10 protein-coding genes are annotated in these 13,042 nt (G+C 73.5%); 6 read left to right on the forward strand and 4 right to left on the reverse strand.

From position 1 onward, the window contains the following. Window positions 1-238: 238 nt before the first annotated feature. Window positions 239-952, reverse strand: coding sequence for a hydrogen peroxide-dependent heme synthase (gene hemQ, locus ABTY40_RS09065; RefSeq protein WP_345286211.1), 714 nt, complete (start codon window positions 950-952; stop codon window positions 239-241). 17 nt (window positions 953-969) lie between these two features. Then, entirely contained in the window at window positions 970-2,421 is a 1,452-nt protein-coding gene (hemG, locus tag ABTY40_RS09070; protein WP_352058910.1) for a protoporphyrinogen oxidase, read from the reverse strand. 66 nt (window positions 2,422-2,487) lie between these two features. On the opposite strand from hemG, the gene ABTY40_RS09075 reads away from it, so the two are divergent. Then, a complete protein-coding gene (locus ABTY40_RS09075) occupies window positions 2,488-3,861 on the forward strand; it encodes an FAD-dependent oxidoreductase (protein WP_352058911.1) in 1,374 nt (457 codons plus the stop codon). A gap of 112 nt (window positions 3,862-3,973) precedes the next feature. On the opposite strand, the gene hemE is transcribed toward ABTY40_RS09075, so the two are convergent. Beyond that, window positions 3,974-5,050, reverse strand: a complete 1,077-nt coding sequence (gene hemE / locus ABTY40_RS09080) for a uroporphyrinogen decarboxylase (RefSeq protein ID WP_502990527.1) — start codon at window positions 5,048-5,050, stop codon at window positions 3,974-3,976. A gap of 90 nt (window positions 5,051-5,140) precedes the next feature. On the opposite strand from hemE, the gene ABTY40_RS09085 reads away from it, so the two are divergent. The 3 genes from ABTY40_RS09085 (at window position 5,141) to ABTY40_RS09095 (ending at window position 8,086) form a co-directional block, all read left to right on the forward strand. Further along, on the forward strand, window positions 5,141-5,830 hold the full coding sequence (locus tag ABTY40_RS09085; RefSeq protein WP_352058912.1) for a DUF3000 domain-containing protein: 690 nt from the start codon (window positions 5,141-5,143) through the stop codon (window positions 5,828-5,830). Between the two features lie 216 nt (window positions 5,831-6,046). Beyond that, window positions 6,047-6,712, forward strand: a complete 666-nt coding sequence (locus ABTY40_RS09090; RefSeq protein ID WP_015037008.1) for a response regulator transcription factor — start codon at window positions 6,047-6,049, stop codon at window positions 6,710-6,712. Window positions 6,713-6,802: 90 nt separating this feature from the next. Further along, window positions 6,803-8,086, forward strand: coding sequence for a ribonuclease D (locus ABTY40_RS09095; protein WP_352058913.1), 1,284 nt, complete (start codon window positions 6,803-6,805; stop codon window positions 8,084-8,086). 117 nt (window positions 8,087-8,203) lie between these two features. On the opposite strand, the gene ABTY40_RS09100 is transcribed toward ABTY40_RS09095, so the two are convergent. Then, window positions 8,204-9,445: an erythromycin esterase family protein gene (locus ABTY40_RS09100; RefSeq protein WP_352058914.1), complete on the reverse strand. Its 1,242-nt coding sequence runs from the start codon at window positions 9,443-9,445 to the stop codon at window positions 8,204-8,206. Window positions 9,446-9,688: 243 nt separating this feature from the next. Between ABTY40_RS09100 and ABTY40_RS09105 the strand changes: the two genes are divergently transcribed. Further along, a complete protein-coding gene (locus tag ABTY40_RS09105) occupies window positions 9,689-10,903 on the forward strand; it encodes a thiolase family protein (protein ID WP_352058915.1) in 1,215 nt (404 codons plus the stop codon). After that, window positions 10,900-13,038, forward strand: a complete 2,139-nt coding sequence (locus tag ABTY40_RS09110) for a 3-hydroxyacyl-CoA dehydrogenase NAD-binding domain-containing protein (protein ID WP_345286199.1) — start codon at window positions 10,900-10,902, stop codon at window positions 13,036-13,038. The genes ABTY40_RS09105 and ABTY40_RS09110 overlap by 4 nt, the downstream gene beginning before the upstream one ends. Window positions 13,039-13,042 lie beyond the last annotated feature (4 nt).

The following is a 13,042-nucleotide window of genomic DNA, read 5'->3' on the forward strand; positions in this document are numbered from 1 at the left end:
GGGGGGGGGGGGGGGGGTCCCCCGGGGGTGCGGCCCCCCCGGGGGTTCGCGGGGGGGGGGGGGGCGGGGGCGGCGGGGGTAAGACGCCGGTGCGGCGCGCGTGGGACGCGCGCCGCACCCGGTGCCGGACCCGGTGTCGCTGGAGCGGCGGGCAACGGTCACGCCTGCCGTCTGATCTTCCGGGTCGAGGGGTGGGGGTCCGGCCGGGGGCCGGGCCGCCACCAGGTTCGTACGGCCGTCAGGCCAGGCCCGCCACGAGGTCGCCGACGCTCTTGCGGCGGCCGGTGTAGAACGGGACCTCCTCGCGGACGTGCATGCGGGCCTCGGAGCCGCGCAGGTGACGCATGAGGTCGACGATGCGGTGCAGTTCGTCGGCCTCGAAGGCGAGGAGCCACTCGTAGTCGCCCAGCGAGAAGGAGGCGACGGTGTTGGCGCGGACGTCGGGGTAGCCGCGGGCCATCTTGCCGTGGTCGGCCAGCATGCGGCGACGGTCCTCGTCCGGCAGCAGGTACCAGTCGTAGGAGCGGACGAAGGGGTAGACCGAGACGTAGTCGCGGGGGGTCTCGTCGGCGAGGAAGGCCGGGATGTGCGACTTGTTGAACTCGGCGGGGCGGTGCAGCGCCATGTTGGACCAGACCGGCTCCAGGGCGCGGCCGAGCTTGGTGCGGCGGAAGAGGTTGTACGCCTCCTGGAGCTCGTCGCTCGTCTCGGCGTGCCACCAGATCATGACGTCGGCGTCGGCGCGGAGACCGGAGAGGTCGTACGTGCCGCGGACGGTGATGTCCTTGGCGGCGAGCTGGTCGAACAGCTCCTGGACCTCGTCGGCGTAGCCGGCGCGGTCGGCGGGCAGGACGTCGCGCAGCTTGAACACGGACCACAGGGTGTAGCGGATGACCTCGTTGAGGTCCTTCGCCTTCTTACCGGCGTTCGGGATCTTTTCGGGCGCACTCATACGCCTATTCTCGCCCGTCACGAGGAGTGCCCCGCACCGGGGTGGGGGGTTTGCCGCGTGGCGATGATCTCGTCGGCCGCGCGGTGGGCGGAGGCGATGCAGGCGGGGATGCCGACGCCGTCGTACGCGGCGCCCGTGAGCCGCAGTCCGGGGAGGGCGGCGACGGTCTCGCGGACGCGGGCGACGCGGGCGAGGTGGCCGACGGGGTACTGGGGCAGGCCGCCGGTCCAGCGGGTGACGGTGGTGGCGACGGGCCGGGCGGTGAGACCGGTGGCGGCGGCGAGGTCCTTGAGGGAGGCGGCGACGAGGTCGGTGTCGTCCCGGTGGAGGTGTTCGTCCTCGCCGTGGCGCCCGACGGAGGTACGGAGCACGAAGAGGTCGGGGGCCCGGTCGGTGATCCAGCGCCATTTGCGGCTGGAGAAGGTCGAGGCCTTGATGGTGTGCCCGTCGACGGGCGGCACGAGGAAGCCGGAACCGGTGAGGGCGGGCATGTCGGCGCGTCGGAAGGCGAGGGTGACCAGGGCCATGGAGGCGTACTCGACGGCGGCGAGTTCGGCGGCGGCCGCCGGGGCGTGGTCGGCGAGGAGGGTGGCGGCGGGGCCGGCGGGGGTGGCGAGGACGACGGCGTCGGCGGTGAGGACGCGGCCGGGGGTGACGACCTGCCAGCCGGTGGCGCCGGTGCGGCGCAGGGCGGTGACGGGCGTGCCGGTGTGGATCTCGCCGCCGCCGGCGCGGACGGCGGCGGCGACGGCGGCGGGCAGGGTGCCGATGCCGCCGTCGAGGCCGGCGAAGACGGAGCCGCCGAGGCCAGTGGCGGCGCCGGCCGCGTCGGCGGGGACGGCGGCGCCGGCCCGCTGGACGGCGCGGACGGCTTCGGTGAGGGTGGGGTGGCGGCGGGCGGCGTCGAAGAGGGCGGGGACGGCGGCCTTCATGGAGATGCGGTAGGCGTCGCCGGCGTAGACGCCGCCGAGGAGGGGTTCGACGAGCCGGTCGACGACCTCGTGGCCCATGCGGGCGGCGACGTACGCGCCGATGGCGGTGTCGTCGCCGATCTCGGTGGGGGGCAGGTCGCCGTCCTGTCCGATCCGGCGCACGCCGTCCTCGGACAGGAGGCCTTCGACGGCGCGGGCGTCGCCGGGGACGCCCATGACGTGTCCCTTGGGCATGGGCACGAGCCGGCCCCGGGACCAGACGGAGGCGGTGGTGGTGGCCGGGGCCTGGAGCCGCTCGCCGAGCCCGACGTCGCGGGCGAGGGCGAGGGCCTCGGGGCGGCGGGCGAGCAGCGACTCGGCTCCGAGATCCACGGGGGCGCCGGCGATCTCTCCGGCGAGCAGCTTCCCGCCGAGCCGGTCGCCGCCTTCCAGGAGGGTGACGCGCGCGCCCCCGGCGAGCAGCCGGTGCGCGGCGGCGAGCCCGGCGATGCCGCCGCCCGCGACGACGACGTGGGGTCCCGTGGTGTCCGCGTTCATGCCCCCACTCTCTCAAACCGCCTCCCCACGCCGATGCCCCTCCCCGAGCCCTTGAAAATAGGCCCCATGACGGAACGACTGGTGGTCATCGGTGGGGACGCGGCGGGGATGTCGGCCGCTTCGCAGGCGCGCAGGCTGAGGCGGGCCGGGGAGTTGGAGATCGTGGCGTTCGAGCGGGGGCGTTTCTCCTCGTACTCGGCGTGCGGGATTCCGTACTGGGTGAGTGGGGACGTGCCGGCGCGGGAGGAGTTGATCGCGCGGGCGCCGGAGGAGCACCGGGCGCGGGACATCGATCTGCGGATGCGGACGGAGGTGACGGAGATCGATGTGCCGGGGCAGCGGGTCCGGTGGCGGGAGGTGGAGTCGGGTGCGGAGGGCTGGACGGGGTTCGACCGGCTGGTGATCGCGACGGGCGCGCGGCCGTTGCGTCCGCCGGTGCCGGGGGTGGACGCGCAAGGGGTCTTCGGGGTGCAGACGCTGGAGGACGGGCAGGCGTTGCTGGACGGGCTGTCGGGGGCGCGGGGGCGCCGGGCGGTCGTGGTGGGGGCCGGGTACATCGGGGTGGAGATGGCGGAGGCGCTGCTGAAGCGGGGCTTCGAGGTGACGGTGGTGAACCGGAGCGAGCAGCCGATGTCGACGCTGGATCCGGAGATGGGGCGGCTGGTGCACCGGGCGATGGACGGGCTGGGGATCCGCACGGTGGGGTCGGCCGAGGTGACGGGGTTCGTGGCGGACGGGGACGGCCGGGTGCGGGCGGTGGCGACGGACACGGCGGAGTATCCGGCGGATGTGGTGGTGCTGGGGGTGGGGGTGGTGCCGGAGACCTCGCTGGCGGAGGCGGCGGGGCTGCCGCTGGGGTCGTACGGGGGGTTGCTGACGGATCTGGCGATGCGGGTGCGGGGCCAGGAGAACGTCTGGGCGGGCGGTGACTGTGTGGAGGTGCTGGACCTGGTGTCGGGCCGGGAGCGGTACGTGCCGCTGGGGACGCACGCGAACAAGCAGGGGCAGGTGATCGGCTCGAACGTGGGCGGGGACTACGCGACGTTCCCGGGGGTGGTGGGGACGGCGGTGTCGAAGGTGTGCGATCTGGAGATCGCGCGGACGGGTCTGCGGGAGAGGGACGCCCGGGAGGTGGGGCTGCGGTTCGTGTCGGTGACGGTGGAGTCGACCAGCCGGGCGGGGTACTACCCGGGGGCGGCGCCGATGACGGTGAAGATGCTGGCAGAGCGGCGGACGGGCCGTCTCCTGGGGGTGCAGATCGTGGGCCGGGAGGGTGCGGCGAAGCGGGTGGACGTGGCGGCGGTGGCGCTGTCGGCGCGGATGTCGGTGGAGGAGGTGGCGGCGCTGGACCTGGGGTACGCGCCGCCGTTCTCGCCGGTGTGGGACCCGGTGCTCGTGGCGGCGCGGAAGGCGGTGGCGGCGGTCCGGGCCGCCGGGTGACGGGCCCGGGGGCCGGTCCGTTCTCCTCGTACCGTCCCTGACGACGGCGGCGGGGCCGGTCCCGTACCTTCCGTACGGTTCCGGCCCCGCCGTGGTCACGGGCGCGGGGGCGTCAGACGGCCGTCCGCGTGTGCACGTACTCGACCAGGCGCGTCAGGGCGTCGGGGTCCATGGCCGGCATCACGCCGTGGCCGAGGTTGAAGACGTGCCCCTCCAGGTCCTTGGCGGCGGCCAGGACCTCGTCGGTCTTGGCCTCGACGACCTCGCGCGAGGCGAAGAGGACGGCGGGGTCGAGGTTGCCCTGGAGTGCCTTGCCGGGGCCGACGCGGCGGGCGGCCTCGTCGAGGGGGACGCGCCAGTCGACGCCGACGACGTCGGCGCCGGCCTCGCCCATGAGGCCGAGCAGTTCGCCGGTGCCGACACCGAAGTGGATGCGGGGGACGCCGTGGCCGGCGACGGCGTCGAAGACCTTGGTGGAGGCGGGCATCACGGAGCGGCGGTAGTCGGCCGGGGCGAGCGCGCCGACCCAGGAGTCGAACAGCTGGACGGCGGAGACGCCGGCCTCGATCTGGACGGTGAGGAAGGCGGCGGTGATGTCGGCGAGGCGGTCGAGGAGGTCGGCCCAGAGCTGCGGGTCGCCGTACATGAGCGCCTTGGTGTGCTCGTGGCTGCGGGACGGGCCGCCCTCGACGAGGTAGCTCGCGAGGGTGAAGGGCGCGCCGGCGAAGCCGATGAGCGGGGTCTCGCCCAGCTCGGCGGTGAGCATGCCGATGGCCTCGGTGACGTAGTGGACGTCCTCGGGGGTGAGGTCGCGCAGGCGGTCGAGGTCGGCGCGGGTGCGGATGGGTTCGGCGACGACCGGGCCGACGCCGGGCTTGATGTCGAGGTCGATGCCGATGGCCTTGAGGGGGACGACGATGTCGCTGAAGAAGATGGCGGCGTCGACCTTGTGGCGGCGTACGGGCTGGAGGGTGATCTCGGTGACCAGCTCGGGCCGCATGCACGACTCGAGCATGGGGATGCCCTCGCGGACCTTGAGGTACTCGGGGAGCGAGCGCCCGGCCTGCCGCATGAACCAGACGGGGGTGTGGGGTACGGGCTCGCGCCGGCACGCCTTGAGGAACGCGGAGTCGTACGTCCGCGACTGCTGCTTCGTCTGCTGGCCCGTCGGGCTGTCCATGGCACTCACGCCCAAATCTTCGCATGTGGCGGTAAGCCGCTCGTGCGGGGCGGGTGTCCCTCCCTGCGCGGCGGGCCCGTTCCGCCTACTCTTCCCCGCATGGCTGCGGCTCAGGGACATTTTTCCGATCATTCCGAGGGCAATCGAGGGGCGGGCGACACGGCGGGGGGTACGGAGGGGGACGCGGCGCCGCCGGAGTTCCGGCGGGCGGTCGAGGGCTTGCGTGCGGCGCGGTTGCGGCCGGAGATGGAGGTCGATCCGACGCGGCCGCCGCAGCGTCTCGCCCCGTACGCCTACGCGGTGGAGGCGGCGGTGGTGGAGGGCGAGGAGGATCTGGCGGACGGGCGGCTCGTCCTGTTGCACGATCCGGACGGCCACGAGGCCTGGAAGGGCACGTTCCGGCTGGTGACGCTGGTGCGGGCGGAGCTGGAGCCGGAGATGGCGGCCGATCCGCTGCTGCCGGAGGTGTGCTGGTCGTGGCTGACGGGCGCGCTGGAGGCGCGGGGGCTGGCGTACGGCGAGGCGAGCGGGACCGTCACGATGGCGGGCTCCCACTATTTCGGGGGCCTGGCGGACCGCAGACCGGCGACCCAGATCGAGATCAGGGCCTCGTGGACGCCGCGCGAGGGGTTGGGCGGGGCGCCGGACACGGGGGCGCATCTGGCGGCGTGGTGCGATCTGCTGTGCCAGATCGCGGGGCTGCCGCCGGTGGCGCCGGAGCCGGGTTCGACGACGGCGGGGGCGGGGGTCGTGTCGCTGCCCCAGCGGCGGGGGCCACAGGGCGCTTGACGGGGTCCCCCGTGGGGGTGAGCGGCGGGGACGTTCCGGCCGACGCTCGCTCACGCGTCCGAATTGCCCGAATTGTTACTCACTAAATCGTGATCTTTCCCTAAAGGCGGGCGGCCCTGCTGCCGAAGGATTCAGTGACCCCTTCACAGCACGGGTTCGCCCCCGGCTTCTTCCCCGAGCCGGCTCCGTCCCCGCACCTTCCCCCCAGGAGGCCTGGTGTCCGTTCTCCTCGAGCAGCCCGCAAGCCTGGTCGCCTACCGCCCGAACAAGCCGACGGCCATGGTCGTCGTGGCCGACCCGCGCGTCCGCTCCACCGTCACCCGCCACCTGTGGGCCCTCGGAGTACGTGACGTGATCGAGGCGTCGTCCATCGCGGAGGCCCGTCCCCGCGTCGGCAACCCGCGCGACATCTGCGTGGCCGACGTCCACCTGCCCGACGGCAGCGGCCTGACCCTGCTGTCCGAGACCCGCGCGGCGGGCTGGCCCAACGGCCTGGCCCTCTCGGCCGCCGACGACATCGGCGCGGTGCGCAACGCCCTCGCCGGCGGCGTCAAGGGCTATGTCGTCACCGGCACCCGTACGAACATCGGGCACCCGACACGCCCGGGTGCCGCGCCGATCGGCGCCGCCGCCGCCCGCCTCGGCCACCGCCGCCCCCCGGGTGCCCCGAGCCACCCGGGCGGCTACCGCGAGCTCTCCGGCCGTGAGGTCGAGGTGCTGCGGCTGGTGGCCGAGGGCCAGTCCAACAAGGCGATCGGCGTCTCCATGGGCCTCTCGGCCCTCACCGTCAAGAGCCACCTCGCCCGCATCGCCCGCAAGCTGGGCACCGGCGACCGCGCCGGCATGGTCGCGGTGGCCCTGCGCACCGGAATCATCCACTGAGGCACCACCGGCGCTCCGCGGTCACCTGTCGACGGAACGTTCCGTCCGTTCCTCGGGGGGTGACCGCCGGTGGACGGATACCCTTGACAGGTGACCGACGCCCAAGAGACCGCAGCAGACACAGCACTGCGCACCACCGGGGGCGGCCCCCCGGACGACGATGTCCCTGCGAATGGGCTTCCGATCCCGTTGCTGGAGCCCCGTGAGGGGGTTCCGCCCGTCGTCGCGAGCGAGGACGCCCTCGCCGAGGTGATCGCCGCCTTCGCGGCCGGAAGCGGTCCCGTCGCCGTGGACGCCGAGCGCGCCTCCGGCTACCGCTACGGCCAGCGCGCCTATCTGGTCCAGCTCCGCCGCGAGGGGGCCGGGACCGCCCTGATCGACCCGGTCGGCTGCCCGGACCTCTCCGGCCTCGGCGAGGCGCTCGCCGGGACCGAATGGATCTTGCACGCCGCCACCCAGGACCTCCCGTGCCTGCGGGACATAGGCATGCTTCCCACCTCCCTCTTCGACACCGAGCTCGCCGGACGGCTCGCGGGCTTCCCGCGGGTCGGCCTCGGCGCGATGGTCGAGTCCGTCCTCGGGTACGCCCTGGAGAAGGGCCACTCCGCCGTGGACTGGTCCACCCGGCCGCTGCCCGAGCCGTGGCTGCGGTACGCCGCGCTGGACGTGGAGCTCCTGGTCGACCTGCGCGACGCCCTGGAGAAGGAGCTGGACCGGCAGGGCAAGCTGGAGTGGGCCCGCCAGGAGTTCGACGCCATCGCCTCGGCCCCGCCCGCCCCGCCCCGCAAGGACCCCTGGCGCCGCACCTCCGGCATGCACAAGGTCCGCCGTCGCCGTCAGATGGCGGTCGTACGGGAGCTGTGGACGGCCCGCGACCGGATCGCCCAGCGGCGTGACGTCTCCCCCGGCAAGGTGCTGAGCGACGCGGCGATCGTTGAGGCGGCCCTGGCCCTCCCCGCGAACGTGGCCGCGCTCTCCGCGCTGCCGGGCTTCGGCCACCGGATGGGCCGGCGCCAGCTGGAGCAGTGGCAGGCCGCGGTGGACCGGGCCAGGGCGCTCCCCGAGAACGAGCTGCCCCAGCCGGGCCAACAGGTCGCCGGGCCGCCCCCGCCGCGCGCCTGGGCGGACAAGGACCCGGTGGCGGCCGCGCGGCTCTCGGCGGCGCGGGCCGCGGTGTCGGCGCTGGCGGAGGAGCTGAACCTGCCGCAGGAGAACCTGATCACCCCCGACACCGTGCGGCGGGTCTGCTGGGAGCCCCCGGCGCCCGCCACGGAGGAGACGGTGGCCGCCGCCCTGACCGGGCACGGCGCGCGTCCCTGGCAGGTCGGCCTGGTCGCCCCGCTCCTGGTGACGGCCCTCGCCGCCACCGCCTGAGACGAGCGGTCCGCGAAGGTCCCCCCAGCCGGCCCGGGGGGACCTTCGCGCATGTCGGGCCCTGCCGGGCCGGGGCTCCGGCGCCGCTCCCGCGTCGCCGGCCCGCCGGGAACCGGTTCAGGCTTCCGGGAGCGGCCTGGAGCAGGTCGAGACGGCGACGTAGCCCAAGCCGTCGTACTCCCCGGCCGGGGAGAGCGGACTCAGGTGCAGCCGGTAGGTCCAGCGGGGCACCATCGCGCCGAAGCTCCGCGCGGGGTGCGGGCCCTTCAGCCACTCCCGCACCGTCCGAGGGGCGCCGGCCGCGCCCCTCAGGTCCAGGAGGTGGTCGCCGGGGACGGCCTCGGCGAGCCGTGCCTCCAGGGTGCCGGGGCGGGCGGGACCGATCCGGTGGGCCACGGCGGCGCCCGCGCGGCGCCGGGACCACGGCAGCCGCCGCAGGCGGCGGGCCCGGAAGGCGCCGCCGCCGAACAGCAGGCCGAGCGCGTAGTAGGCGTCGCCGTGGCGGGCCTGAAGGTGGTGGCCCATGGCCGGCACGGCGCCGCCGTAGCGGCCCTTGGCGAGGTGCCCGTTGTGGGCCCAGAGGGCGACCCTGGCGGCCGGGTCGTCCAGGAGGTCCCCGACGGCCTCGGCCATGTACCGGTCGCGGGCGGCGAAGACGGTCTCCTCCGGGTCCTCGTGCCGCCCGGGCCTGGTCACCAGGTCGGCGGCCCGCACCAGGAGGCGGGCGTGCCCGTGCGCGTCGGCCGCCTCGGGGGCCGTGCCGCGCAGGAACTCCAGCAGCTCCCCGGCCTCGTGCACCAGGCGCCGCTCGGGGTCGGGGCGTGAGCCGGGGGCGGCGTCGGCGAGGACGCGGAGCGGGGCGAGGAGCCCGGCCGCGCGGTCGGGCGCGGTCCTGCGGAGGAAGGCGTCGAGTGCGGTCAGGGAGGGGCCGCACTTCTGCGGGTCGATGCCGGCGAACCGTACCTTCGCGGCGTCCGGACGGCCCTGGTTGTAGGTGCGCATCCAGGTGAGCACCGCGAGCATCTCGCGGGTCCGCCAGGTCCAGAAGCCGAGTCCGGCGAGGGCTTCGGCGGCGTCGCCCACGCCGTGGCGGACGTAGGCGTCGACGGCGGGGGCCGCCGAGGCGCTCGCCTCCATGGCGAGGACGGTGAAGCCGTGCTCGGTGACGAGGTACTCCAGCAGGCGGTGTTTGAGCCGGAAGAACTCGGCGGTGCCGTGGGTGGCCTCACCAAGCCCCATGATCCGCACGCCGTCCAGCACCTCGCCCAGCGGCCGGAGGTCGTCCACCGGGCCGCCGGCGGACAGGCCGGCCAGCGGCAGGGCCGTGCGGGCCAGCCACTTCGTCACCTCGTCGGACATGTCCTCCCCCTCCGCGCGCTCCGCGAGGACACTAGTGAGGAGGGCCGCGCCCGCGCGCGCCGTCCATGAGACAAAGGTGGCCGGAAAGGCGGCGGCGGTCGGCGCGGTCCGCGGATGTGACCTTCACCGCTTGCCCCTCAGGGGGTGGGCAGCCTGGTTACCCACAAGTAGCATGGGGGAAGCAAGCGCGCGCTTAGCCGTGCGCCGCAGCAGTGCCATCCCGCACCCTGGAGGAGAGCCATCGTGCCTCGTACCGTCAGGGACGTCGTCTTCGTCGACGGCGTCCGCACCCCGTTCGGCAAGGCGGGCCCGAAGGGCATCTACCACGAGACCCGCGCCGACGATCTCGTCGTGAAGGCCATCCGGGAGCTGCTGCGCCGCAACCCGGGCCTGGACCCCGCGAAGATCGACGAGGTCGCGATCGCGGCCACCACGCAGATCGGCGACCAGGGTCTGACCCTCGGGCGTACGGCGGGCATCCTGGCCGGGCTGCCGCAGTCGGTGCCGGGTTACTCCATCGACCGTATGTGCGCCGGCGCGCTGACCGCCGTCACCTCGGTGGCCGGTTCGATCGCCTTCGGCGCGTACGACGCCGTCATCGCCGGTGGTGTCGAGCACATGGGCCGCCACCCCATGGGCGAGGGCGTGGACCCGAACCCGCGCTTCGTGTCGGAGAAGCTCGTCGACGAGTCGGCCCTCTTCATGGGCATGACCGCCGAGAACCTGCACGACCGCTACCCGCACATCACCAAGCGCCGCGCCGACGAGTACGCCGTGCGCTCGCAGGAGAAGGCCGCCAAGGCGTACGCCGACGGCAAGATCCAGCAGGACCTGGTCCCGATCTCCGTCCGCCGCACCTCCCCCGAGGCCGGCGAGACCGGCTGGGGCCTGGTCACCGCCGACGAGCCGATGCGCCCGGGCACCACCCTGGAGTCGCTGGCCAACCTGAAGACGCCGTTCCGCGTCCACGGCAACGTGACCGCGGGCAACGCGGCCGGCCTGAACGACGGCGCCACCGCCTCGATCATCGCCTCCGAGGACTTCGCCCGGGAGAACAACCTCCCGGTCAAGATGCGCCTGGTCTCCTACGCCTTCGCCGGCGTGGAGCCCGAGGTCATGGGCTACGGCCCGATCCCGGCGACCGAGAAGGCCCTCGCCAAGGCGGGCCTGACGATCGACGACATCAACCTGTTCGAGATCAACGAGGCGTTCGCCGTCCAGGTCCTCGCCTTCCTCGACCACTACGGCATCGCCGACGACGACGCGCGCGTCAACCAGTACGGCGGCGCCATCGCCTTCGGCCACCCGCTCGCCTCCTCCGGCGTCCGTCTGATGACGCAGCTGGCCCGCCAGTTCGAGGAGCAGCCGCAGGTCCGTTACGGCCTCACCACCATGTGCGTCGGCTTCGGCATGGGCGCGACGGTCATCTGGGAGAACCCCCACTGGGAGGGCAAGTGAGCAACACCGCCGAGCTTCTGAAGGGTGCGGCCGAGCTGTTCCCGGACGAGGTCGTCACCAGCGCCCACGTACGTCACTTCGAGCTGCCCGCGGGTGCGGGCCGGTTCGCGCTGATCACGCTGGACAACGGCTTCGACCACACCAAGCCGACCACCTTCGGACCGCAGTCCCTCGCCAACCTGAACACGGCGATCGACCAGGTCGAGGCGGAGGCCGCGAACGGCGAGATCGTCGGCGTCGGCATCACCGGCAAGCCGTTCATCTTCGCCGTCGGCGCCGACCTCAAGGGCGTCGAGCTGCTGAAGAAGCACGAGGAGGCCCTGGCCATCGGCAAGGGCGGCCACGACGTCTTCAAGCGGCTGTCCGCGCTCGCCGTGCCGACCTTCGCGTACTACAACGGCGCGGCCATGGGCGGCGGCGTCGAGGTCGGTCTGCACTGCGCCTACCGCACGGTGTCGAAGGCCCTGCCGGCCTTCTCGCTGCCCGAGGTCTTCCTCGGCCTGGTGCCCGGCTGGGGCGGCTGCACGATCCTGCCGAACCTGATCGGCGCCGAGAAGGCCGTCTCGGTCATCATCGAGAACTCGCTCAACCAGAACCGCCAGCTCAAGGGCAAGCAGGTCTTCGAGCTCGGCATCGCCGACGCGATCTTCGAGGGCGCCGACTTCCTGGAGCAGTCGCTGATCTGGACCGCGGGCGTCCTGAACGGCACCGTGACCGTCGAGCGTCCCGAGGTGGACCGCGGCGAGGCCTGGGACCAGGCCGTCGCCAAGGGCCGTGCCTTCGCCGACTCCAAGGTGCACGGGGCCGCCCCGGCCGCGTACCGCGCCCTGGACATCATCGAGGCGTCCAAGGACGGCGACCTGCAGAAGGGCTTCGACGCCGAGGACCAGGCCCTCGCGGACCTGATCATGGGCGGCGAGCTGCGCTCCGGCATCTACGCCTTCAACCTGGTGCAGAAGCGCGCCAAGCGCCCCGCCGGTGCCCCGGACAAGTCGCTGGCCCGCCCCGTCACCAAGGTCGGCGTCGTCGGCGCCGGTCTGATGGCCTCGCAGCTGGCCCTGCTGTTCCTGCGCCGCCTGGAGGTGCCGGTCGTGCTGACCGACATCGACCAGGAGCGGATCGACAAGGGCGTGGGCTACGTCCACGCCGAGATCGACAAGCTGCTCGGCAAGGGCCGCATCAACCAGGACAAGGCCAACCGTCTCAAGGGCCTGGTCTCCGGTGTCCTCGACAAGGCCGAGGGCTTCGCGGACGCGGACTTCGTCATCGAGGCCGTGTTCGAGGAGATGTCCGTCAAGCAGAAGGTGTTCGCGGAGGTCGAGGCGGTCGCCCCGGCGCACGCGATCCTCGCCACCAACACCTCCTCGCTGTCGGTCTCCGAGATGGCCTCCAAGCTCCAGCACCCGGAGCGCGTGGTCGGCTTCCACTTCTTCAACCCGGTCGCGGTCCTGCCGCTCCTGGAGATCGTCCGCGGTGAGAAGACCGACGACGCCTCCCTGGCCACCGCGTTCGGTGTCGCGAAGAAGCTGAAGAAGACCGCGGTCCTGACGAAGGACGCCCCGGCGTTCGTCGTGAACCGCATCCTGACCCGCTTCATGGGCGAGATCCAGAACGTCATCGACGAGGGCACGCCCGTCGAGGTGGCGGAGAAGGGCGTCGAGCCGCTCGGCCTGCCGATGTCCCCGCTGGTCCTCCTGGAGCTGGTCGGCCCGGCGATCGGTCTGCACGTCTCGGAGACGCTGAACCGCGCCTTCCCGGAGCGCTTCAAGGTCTCTCCGAACCTGAAGGCGGTCGTCGAGGCCGGCAAGCGCGGCTTCTACGTCTACAAGCCGGAGAACGGCTTCAAGCCGGAGCTCGACCCCGAGGTCGCCGCGCTCCTCAAGCAGGGCGACACCGTCCTGACCGAGGAGCAGGTCCGGGACCGCGTCCTGGACGCGGTGGCGCAGGAGATCGGCCTCATGCTGGAGGAGGGTGTCGTCGCCGAGGCGCAGGACATCGACCTCTGCCTGATCACCGGCGCGGGCTGGCCCTTCCACCTGGGCGGCATCACGCCGTACCTGGACCGTGAGGGCGTCTCCGAGCGCGTCAACGGCAAGCGGTTCCTGGCCCCGGGCGTGGCGAGCGTCCCGGCGTAACGGC

The organism is Streptomyces sp. NPDC126503, from assembly GCF_040302405.1.
GTDB lineage: Bacteria > Actinomycetota > Actinomycetes > Streptomycetales > Streptomycetaceae > Streptomyces > Streptomyces gulbargensis.